Genomic DNA, 9,935 nt, shown 5'->3' with positions numbered 1-9,935 from the left:
CGCCGTCATTCGAGCCTGGGTTTTAAAAATCCAGTTGACTTCGAACGGGCGGCTACCCTATCTTAACTATGTGTCCATTTTTTTAGGGGAAGACCAATTGTACATTTGTCGGTAATGGTTTCGATATGACAAATGGTGGTTGCATCAGCTACAATTGCCCACTTGAATTATCTAATACCATTATTGCCTTCAACAATTATAGTAGTGGTTTACTTAATACGGGCGATAGTGCAGAACAAATATCCTGTACTAATATTTATGGCAATGACGATGGTGATTGGACGGGCAGTATTGCTAATCAATATAATATGAATGGCAATACCTCCAGCGATCCCCGGTTTTGCGATATTACTTCGGACTCATTATACATAGCTTCTAATTCGCCTTGTGCGCCTGAAAATAACAGTTGCAGCACCTTAATTGGAGCGTTTCCAGTTGGTTGTGATGAGATTAACAGGATGTATTATGTATCGGTTTCCGGAAGTGATTCAATTGGTGTGGGAAGCTATGAAAGCCCGTTTGCGACGGTCCAAAAGGCTGTTGACGAGGCCGTTGCAGGTGATACTGTCATGGTCATGGCCGGGACCTATTCTGAGCATATAGTCATAAATAAGGGAATTACTCTATCATCCTCGGATGGCAGCGACGCGACCATTTTGTCCGGAACGCCCGGTCACCGGGTAATAACACTTGATTATGCCAGGGACACGGTCAGAATTAATGGTTTCAGTATAACCGGAGGTAGTCCAACCGATGATGCGGTCTACGGAAAATATGGCGGTGGTCTTTTGTCTGTTTACTCACTATCAATTATTGAAAACTGCGAAATATATGGCAATAATGCCCCCGATACGGGCAACGGCGGTGGTCTTTCATATAGAGATTGGTCGTACTTCAAGATAATAAACTGTCACATTCATGATAATTCATCGAATACCGACGGCGGCGGGATTATGATAAGCGATCCGGCAGGCGGGGTCGTAATGGGTAATATTATTGAGAATAACCAAAGTAATAACAACTGCGGCGGTTTATATATCGATGCCTTCGAGTATTGGTACAGGTGGATCTATGTAACAAACAATACTATTGTAAATAATGTCAATGGAAGCCAGGGGGCCGGGATTCAGGTCAGAAAGGTCAATGGGTATCTTCATAACAACATTGTCGCCTTTAATTTCCCATATGATTCCGCCTTATATGACGGCAGTCATGCTGTCTGGGCCAGTCTGTGCTCGCTGAATGTTGATTGTAATGATCTTTATGGCAACAAGGGGAATAATGACTATAATTTAATCGATGTCGATCTGATTGAATCTACCACTGTTCCGGGGTTGAATGACTTTTTCCTCAATCCATTATTCTGCTATCCTGATACCGGTAATTATAATATATACTCTTCTTCTCCTTGCGCCCCGGATAATAATAATTGCGGGACGCTAATCGGGGCGTTGGATATAGGCTGTATTAACTTTATTCCTGAGATAGTCTCAAGTCCCGAAGTCCAAGTCTTCGAAGATTCTTTGCTTGTTTATAGAGTAGAATATTTCGATCCGGACGGGCCCGATACGATAATTACATTTTATGATCATCCATCATGGTTAATACCGGATGCAGATTCTATATATGGAACACCAATTGAGGGAATTGATGATACAAGTTTTATGGTCACAGTATCAGATGGTTACAATTCTGATACTCTGGAAGTCCTAATCGATGTAATACCAGTTAATGATCCACCTGTAATAATACCACTTGGCCCGCAGGTTGTCTATGAAGGCGGCCATCTTGAGTTTGTTGTTTATTCTTCGGATGTTGATAATTTGACTCTTTATCTATCTGTGGACAATCCACCGGAAAATTCTGATTTTATCGACAGCGGCAATGGTAATGGGTTGTTTACTTTTGATCCCGATATAGATCAGGCTGGTATTTATAATATTCTATTTATAGTAAATGACGGCGAGTTGGCCGATAGTGAAACGGTCGAGATAACAGTCTATGATTCTGATCCTGTTATTCAGCAAGTTATAATTGATGGGCAGACCGATCCGACTCATGTCATCAATAATGCCCCATTAATTCAATGGGTCTATACCGATCCGCTGGGGTCAAAGGCTCAAACCAAATATGAAATAGCCGTCGGAGATGACAATGACTGGACCTATGCCGAGATGTGGAACCCGGCTCCGGTTCAATCTTCCGACACATTTGTTGTCTATAACGGCTCCCCATTAATTGACGGGGTAACATATTATTTGAGGCTACGTGTTCATAATGGCGAAGTTTGGTCCAGCTGGTATTACACCTCTTTCCACATGAACAGCATCCCGTCAATTCCGATTCTTTCAAGCCCGGCTGCTAATATGATTGTGGCCGATCTCCAACCTTTCCTTTATCTTCAAAACTCCACCGATGCTGAAACCGATGACACCCTGACTTATGAATTTGTGGTTGCCAATGATACAACCTTTGGCGAGCCGGATCCGATATACGAAGACAGTATTGCCGAGGGCATTGATTCAACCGGCTGGCAAGTGACCGAGCCGCTTAATGAAAACTGGCACTATTTCTGGAGCGCCCGCGCTTTTGACCAATATGAATATTCCGAATGGAGTGAATCTCAGACTTTCTGGGTCAACGCCGTCGAGGAGGCGCCGTCCGCATTCCAGGCCAATTATCCCCCGGATACCGGATACACTCATATAGTTGATATGCTAACCAATTTCTGGTGGGCGCCATCACTGGAATATGACCCGCTTGATTCAGTCTATTACACTCTATTTATCGCGCTCGACAGCAATTTCAACTTTGTCAATACCATCGACAGTATCTGGGCCACCGAATACACTCTGACCGCTGATGACAGCCTTTCATTCGGCACCCGTTACTGGTGGAAAGTCAAGGCGACCGACAACACCGGACTGTTTACATATAGCACCAACCGACCCGATTTCCGCACCTGGATGCTGGGTGATGCCAACGGCGACAACAGTGTAAATATTCTTGATGTCACGTTCCTGATCAGCTATCTTTACAAAGGCGGCATTGCGCCTTATCCGACAGTTATGGGCGACATCAATGGCTCCTGCTCGACTAATATCCTTGATGTGACTTACTTGATAAACTATCTCTACAAATCCGGCCCAGGGCCAGTGGTGGGGTGTGAGTGATGTTGTCCGAATTGGGGTGGAATCTCTTTTTTTATATGTGTAACCTTTTGGTAACTTTCGGCCCATCCCATATGGGGAATTTGGGGAATGAGGCCACGATTAAATCCCAAAGGTTAATCTTTATAAATAATTATACTTAAAAGACTTAAGGCCCAGTGCGCGGTGATGTCATCAACAGGTGTCGGTTATTATCTTTCAATTGTTACAGAACCTAAATCCCGTTTGACATAGAGAAATATTTTACAGTTACGACCATTTTTAGTCAATATCAGCCTCAAGATACTCATCGGAATGACCTGTCTCGCCATATTCTTATCAATAGTAACGACTTATAGAGATTTTGCACCTCTAAAATAACCGGAATAAAAGCCCAAAATACGGTGATTTCCTGATGTCTTCCGGGCTTGCCTTTTTTATGAAAAATTTATAAAAATTGACAGGGGACTTATGATACCCGGACTGGCCAGGGCCGTCGGTCGTTACCCCCATCCCTCCCCATATGGTCAATTTGTCCTGTCTTACAAAGCCAAATAAGCAAAGAAAAGTAAAAGCAGTTTTTTATAGTCAGCTAATCCCGGACACAGCGAACTGAAAGACCGCCTTTCTTATACTCAGCGTTGCGGAAGACTGCTGAACTCGCGAAATTCAAGAGTCGGTACCATGCAGCAATATCAGCGATTTCCCTCTCCGTAGAAGACCAAAAGATGCCGCTCCCAGTCACACCGCCGTAACCTCCATAATAGTAACGGTTGCCACCCGGCAACGCGGAAAAACCACTCTCGTTGGTCGCGTCGGTGTTGGGACTCAGCCAATGCGACGTTCCCGCCTCTTTCATTTTCCCACCTGCAACAGTTTCGCCGCCAAGATAATCAACTAACGTCTGCCACTCTGCGTCAGTCGGCACATGCCAGCCTTCAGGGGCAATATTGCGGCTGTCATCCACGGCATACCAGTTATATAAACGCCCATAGGTGGCCACATTGCCTTCATCATTATTATAATTGCAATAAGCTCCGGTGGCAAGTTCTGCCCATACGCCATCATCGGTAACGTTCGGAATAGGGTCACCGTTGCGATAATGAGTGACTTTTAGATTCTCTGCCATCCAGCACTGACTCCCGATTTGAATCGTACTGTACATATTGCCGTCTATATCCATAACACTATCACATTCGCAACCCGGCGCCGGGCCACCCTTATAGATGTAATTGATTAGATAAGTTACATCGAGAATGTTGATGGAGCCGGAATTGTTGACATCCCCGCAGTCGCCTGCAAATGATATTACAGGAATGATTAAAATGACAATGCCTAAAATTGCCGTTAATGCTCGTTTCATGATTCTGCCTCCTGATTGGTTCTGGTTAGAGATAAATTAGTCAACATCAAGATTATTCAATAAATTATAATGAATATACTAAATAAGTCAAGGCATTCCATGATGAGGATAAATTTTGTCAGATTTTCTGGTTGCGCCGATGCTGAAGCCAATCATGGGGAATATCAAGGCTATTCGGCAATACCCCTGCTTTCAATCCTGACAGCCAAAATGCTTCCAGAACTGCCAAATATGAGGGATTGCGACCGACCCATACTTTGATACCCCGGGTCGATTTAAAGCCCGTCATGGCCTTTATAACTGATTTGGGCAATCGTAAGTTGCTGTCTTTCAATGCCTGTATTTTGGGCTATTTTAGGTCACTGCTTTTGCCAGTCGTGCATGATTCGTGATAGAAGTTTCCAAAATACAGGGCTATTGACTACTATATTCTTACAACCCCTATATAATTCCATGTGATTCCAGAAACTGCGGTTCGGGGATACGGACAGGTCTTACGTCTCCACCTTGCTTAAAATTGCCCTTATAGTTCCATTTTTCGTTGGGTAAATTATAACAGCATCTGCCATATTCATAATCTACTCCCCAAAAGACTGCATTGTCTTTTAGCTTATCACAAGTTATTATGCTTCTTTGATTCCCAAAAATCTCATCAATATATAATTCAACGCTACCAAAAACGGGAATTTGATCTCTTTTCAAATGATCTTGTCCAATCGCTCTCTGAAACCATGTATCATAATTTATGCCGCGAGTTTCAGTATGTGGAATGCTTTTTGGTTCAAGCAATGACATCGCTTCTTCCAGAGTGGGCAGTCTCCAGTCTTTCCTCTGAGCATAGGGAACCTGGTTAAATCTCTGAATCCATATTTCTCCATCTTCATGTGAAAAATATAAACCCCGCCGCCCAAAGTCTGTTCCCGTACGAATCCACATTAATCCAGTCATTTTATCATATACTACTTCATCTCCATCAATCGATTTTAGTATATAGTCATGGGGTATTCCTTTGCCACCGGAGTTAATTATGCTTTCGTAGTAATCATTTTCTAATATTATTCTCGCTACTTCTTCAAAGTCGAGCTCTCTTGAATGGGATCGAAAGCAAGACAACTTAGGATTTATAACACCTAATATTTTTCGAAGACCTTCGCCATATTTTGAATCTGGGAATAGATCAACCCATTGCAAATCATGAAGTTTATCGTAAGATGGTTTGCAATTATCCACCCGAATCGGCAGAATAAATATTTCGTTGTCAGGAAAAAGATCAAGAACATCCAATGCGATTTTCAGTTCTTTTTGCACATATCCTTTTCGATTTACAGAACTTGTAGATAATATTGCAAGAAAGTATTTACATTCAGTTATTATTTTCTTGATTTCCAGTTTCCAATTCTGACCAGGTTTTAGCGAATACTTGTCAAACCATATTTTTATTCCTCGCCTTGTAAGGTCTGAATACAATCGATTTGCGACTTCCTCATCATCTCTCGCATAACTAAGAAATACTTGATTGTTCAAGCTATCACCTCCTTCTATCCTGTTAAATCTATAATGAAATTCGAAAATAAACAAGTGCCACAAATATCAAAAATCTCGGTGAAACGAAACTTAGAAAGCACTAGCCTTAGTATTTTTATAGTATATTCAATCTTTTAAATTTCAAAGATATGTTTTCCCAAAGCCTTGTATTTAACTTTGTGACGATGGTACAATAGCTTGCGAAAATATTATTTTGAGTATATTAAATTTGTAAACATCGCCCCAGCGTTTTTTCTCACGCGCCCTAAGGCTTGGGCTTCTTTGACCTGGCTGAGAGCACTTAAGATTTTGAATTTTGGCACTTCTTTGACGGCTTCTTTATTTTACATCAGTAAGTTAATATCCTAGCAGATTACCAGTATTGTCCACAAAAGCTCATTTGTCAGCAGGGTATGTGAGTCATTAAAGGGCCTCGTTGCCTCTGAGAGTCACATCCTCTAAGGGTATCCTGCAGCTCCCCCACCTTTCAATCCAGACAGCCAAAACGCTCCCAGAACTGCCAAATATGAGGGATTGCGACCGACCCATACTTTGATACCCCCGGTCGATTTAAGGCCCGTCAGCAAGCCCGTAGAATAATTGGGGGTTTGTAAATCGTTGTCTTTCAATGACCGTATTTTCGGCTATTTCCGGTCTCGGACTTTGGCCGTATCCTATCAAAAGACAGTACAATGCAATCAATCGCCGAAATCTTTTGGCAAGGAATTGACGATATCGACCGTTTCGAGGCTTACACTTATTACCTGGCTTACTAAACGAACAATATATTCCGGATCATCGGGATTATTGGGATCGGATATTATACCGCTTCTTTTATCTTCTTTAATTCTGTACTGATCGATTACCCAATCTAATGCGCTGCGGTTGCCGAGCCTATATTCAAATGCCTTGATTGGGATTCCGGTTAATGTCAACGAGGGGTTAATTATTAATGATGCCTTGTCTTTACTCAGTCGCATTTTATCTTTGACCATGTAAGATAGCGGGATATCGGCGGTTTCTATAAATTCAAGCTTATACGGTTCGGCCTTTTCATAATTGAGATGAATCTCGGCCAGTTTTTTCCCGGCTTTCGAAAAGGCCCAGAAATCGGGGGCGTATGGAATCCGCGGCAATTCGCGCCGGAGACAGTCGGCATATTTCCTGCGATACTCGGGATGGTGCAAGAAGCCATAGATATGATAGAATATATCTTTCTTGCTTATTTTCTTGTCATTATAATGCGCCTTGAATTCCTTAAGCGCCCAATCGGTAATATTATCTTTTCTATTCGAGCCGTCTTCGTTATAGATATATAAAGGGAAACACTGCGTTTTTTCAATTAGATCAAGACATGGAATAATATTGGTAATAATTTCATGAAAAGGCTTGGAACTACCAATCCCAGACATGCAAATAACAAAATTTTCTTTTTCAGTATTAGAGGTTGGGAAAATATGATGAAATTGATAATGTCGCTCATTTAATAACGAATCGAAGAATAGATATTTTTTTGTAAAGGGTCTATAAATTGAATGGCGTATTTTAGTTTCATCATAAGCGCCATGAACACCGCGAGCAAGACTGTTCTTAAGCGATTCACTCCATTTAACTTTATCATAACTAACAAAAGTATCGACTTTTGTTTTTTTCGATCTGAGATAACGATCAACTTCAGAATTGTAATTTTCAATAAAATTCTTAATTCTTAGTGATAGTGCTCGCTGATGATAATCATATACTATAGTATCCCTATTTGTTTTAATACCACTGGAAGAAAGTTGGAATATTGCCTTCGTATTATTCGGTTTCGTTTCCTTATTACTCTTATAGGCTATTGGCAATAATAATCCAAATGAGTCTGCACCCATGGATTTCAACCATACATTTTTCTCATCCGGAGTTAATTTCTGCCACTTGATTTTTCTAAAATCCCCTGCATCTCTTAATATCTTATTTTTTTCTTCCTTCCTTATTTCCTCAGGAACACGATTATAATATATTTCCTTTTCATCCGATTCTGATTTCCGAATCAAGATTGTTATGCCAACTCCAACCTGGATTCCAAAAATATTATGAGTTGTTCCACTTAATTTAGGATTTTTTCGGACATTTCCATGCAAGTCTACATGGTAAATGCGATAAAATTTATCCGACAAGTGATATCTCATGCCGTCAAATGCGATATTATCGACAAAACTATTGTTTGTTACAAAACAAATAATTCCGTCGCGCGAACCGATACGATCAGTTGCCCAACAAATAAATTTGACGTACGCATCATATAGGGCATTTTTATTGGTCGCTTTTGATGACTTGGCATAGGTTTCCTTTATCATACCATCAATGGTCGGATAAACACGGTTTTTATTATTATCATTTTCATTAAGCTGTCCGACATTGTAAGGCGGATTACCGATAATTACCGTGATAGGCGCGTTTTTTTGGCGGTGTACTCTTTCTGCATTTTCCGCGGATATATAAAATATTTCCGTTTGTGTTTCTGCCAAATCAAGCGTATCGACAAAGCAGATGCCGTCGAACGACTCATATTCCCCGGTCTTCTCATAATAAGCATGCTCGATATTCATGGCGGCGATGTAATACGGCATCAGCATCACTTCATTGGCAAATAACTGATCCCGGTACATGCGCGGTAAATCCCGTTTGGGAATCATTTTCATAAGGTTGACGATAAAATTGCCGGTGCCGGTGCAGGGATCGAGAATATAAACATCGGGATCGCTCAGGCTCTTCCCGAATTCGCTCTTAAGAACTTCGGCCACACTGTTGCACATAAATTCGACCACCGGCTGCGGCGTATAAACAATGCCGTGCGTATCGGCCACTTTGACCGAATAACCGCGGAAAAATTGCTCATAGATGCTGTTCAGGAAATGCTGTTTTTCGGAAAAATCGGTCAGATTTCGGGCGGCTTTCTCTATTGCCACATAAAAGCGATCCAAAGAAGTCAAAAACCCCTTCCGGCTGAAATCTTTGCTTACCAGAGCGCCGATTACTTTTTCGACTTCCACGGCAATTACATTTCTACTGGTGAATTCAGGGTTATCGAAGATCGTCCGGAATAGCCGCTCAGTCAATAAATGCTGGATGAGCATTTCATCGACAGCCTCTTTTCTTATATTCGGATTCAGTGATTTTCGGCAAAGCTCGAAAAATCCTTTGTATACTGTTTTGAATTTGTCATTATTTTTATGTGCAAGCTCTATTTTTTCCTTCAATCCGGTGGCCAGGTCTTTGACATGGCCGGAGAATTCCACAACCGCCTTTTCGAATTCCTTAATATCCGGCTGCTCATACGCGAAAAATTTGTTCAGAAGCTCCGTCAACTGGCCGCTGTTAGTTAAATCGGCGCGCAGAATTTCACGACCGCTCTGATACAGAACGCCGGTGTTGGTATCTTCGAAAATAATATTGGTGGTAGGATAACCTTTGTTGAGCTTCTTTTGAATTTCGATATCGAGATCATCGGCGCTGTCTTTGGCTTCCCAGTATCCTCTGGGCATGTGGAACTGATCGCGGATGGTGCCGTCGGGGACAACCCGCCGACTGGTCGCCGTTTCCGATAATTCCGGAATTAAAATCCACTTATTTTTTCTTGCAACATCGCTTAGCAGATTTTGAAATGCGGAGCGAACGGCGCCTTCATGGAATATTTCCTGTTGGTGAAGTTCCTGCAGGGCCGAGTAATAGGATTTGATGGCTTTGGAACTCGGCTTTGTATTAGTAACCGTCCGCGGCATATGACGCTCCCACCATAATTGATAATCTTCAAGTATTATATAAAATTAAAATAAGAAATAAAAGAAACAATTGTCAATTATACATTGCTCCATTTTTTCCGCAGGGATAATGTTCGCTTGGAATCTTTATAATAT

Annotated in this window: 5 protein-coding genes; 1 reads left to right on the top strand and 4 read right to left on the bottom strand. The window is 41.7% G+C overall.

Going from position 1 to position 9,935, the window contains the following annotated elements; translation table 11 throughout:
* Positions 1–458 precede the first annotated feature (458 nt).
* Entirely contained in the window at positions 459–3,173 is a 2,715-nt protein-coding gene (locus tag CVT49_04705; protein PKK84271.1) for a hypothetical protein, read from the top strand.
* Positions 3,174–3,741: 568 nt separating this feature from the next.
* Here the strand turns inward: CVT49_04705 and CVT49_04700 are convergent.
* The 4 genes from CVT49_04700 to CVT49_04685 form a co-directional block, all read right to left on the bottom strand.
* Positions 3,742–4,512 carry a hypothetical protein gene (locus CVT49_04700; protein PKK84270.1) on the bottom strand — a complete coding sequence of 257 codons (771 nt, stop codon included), beginning with the start codon at positions 4,510–4,512 and terminating at the stop codon, positions 3,742–3,744.
* A 118-nt stretch (positions 4,513–4,630) separates the two neighbouring features.
* A complete protein-coding gene (locus CVT49_04695; GenBank protein PKK84269.1) occupies positions 4,631–4,825 on the bottom strand; it encodes a hypothetical protein in 195 nt (64 codons plus the stop codon).
* A gap of 128 nt (positions 4,826–4,953) precedes the next feature.
* Positions 4,954–6,099: a hypothetical protein gene (locus CVT49_04690; protein PKK84268.1), complete on the bottom strand. Its 1,146-nt coding sequence runs from the start codon at positions 6,097–6,099 to the stop codon at positions 4,954–4,956.
* A 635-nt stretch (positions 6,100–6,734) separates the two neighbouring features.
* Positions 6,735–9,800 carry a DNA helicase gene (locus CVT49_04685; protein ID PKK84267.1) on the bottom strand — a complete coding sequence of 1,022 codons (3,066 nt, stop codon included), beginning with the start codon at positions 9,798–9,800 and terminating at the stop codon, positions 6,735–6,737.
* Positions 9,801–9,935 lie beyond the last annotated feature (135 nt).

Source organism: candidate division Zixibacteria bacterium HGW-Zixibacteria-1, from assembly GCA_002838945.1.
Classification (GTDB): Bacteria; Zixibacteria; MSB-5A5; order GN15; family PGXB01; genus PGXB01.
Note: the sequence above shows the minus strand (reverse complement) of the source record. Positions and strands in the feature narration are given on the sequence as shown.

Coding starts and splice junctions, on each gene's coding strand:
- CVT49_04705 (PKK84271.1), top strand. CDS start 459: ATGTATTATGTATCGGTTTCCGGAAGTGATTCAATTGGTGTGGGAAGC.
- CVT49_04700 (PKK84270.1), bottom strand. CDS start 4,512: ATGAAACGAGCATTAACGGCAATTTTAGGCATTGTCATTTTAATCATT.
- CVT49_04685 (PKK84267.1), bottom strand. CDS start 9,800: ATGCCGCGGACGGTTACTAATACAAAGCCGAGTTCCAAAGCCATCAAA.